The organism is Paenibacillus xylanilyticus, assembly GCF_013359935.1.
GTDB lineage: Bacteria > Bacillota > Bacilli > Paenibacillales > Paenibacillaceae > Paenibacillus > Paenibacillus xylanilyticus.
On the sequence record NZ_JABMCB010000148.1, the window covers coordinates 1 to 256 of the forward strand.

1 protein-coding gene is annotated in these 256 nt (G+C 49.2%); it reads right to left on the reverse strand.

Translation table 11 applies throughout. From position 1 onward, the window contains the following. On the reverse strand, positions 1-256 hold a 256-nt coding region (locus HP552_RS04195), incomplete at both ends, for a hypothetical protein (protein ID WP_175394373.1).

The following is a 256-nucleotide window of genomic DNA, read 5'->3' on the forward strand; positions in this document are numbered from 1 at the left end:
AGCTGTGATCGGCGTACCTTCCAGCGGTTGTGTAACATGTGCTTCCACGGCTGCAAGTTTCGCTTCTTTAGTTGCGTTCTCTCCATTTATCACAGGCACGTTCACTACAACAGGTGCAGCTTGGACTACGAAGGCTACAGTGAGTGTTTTCACTGTTTCTTGTGCTCCGTTATGATACGTCACGATATACTCTCCAGCTTTGCTTCCGGCTACTACTGTAGCTGTGATCGGCGTACCTTCCAGCGGTTGTGTAACA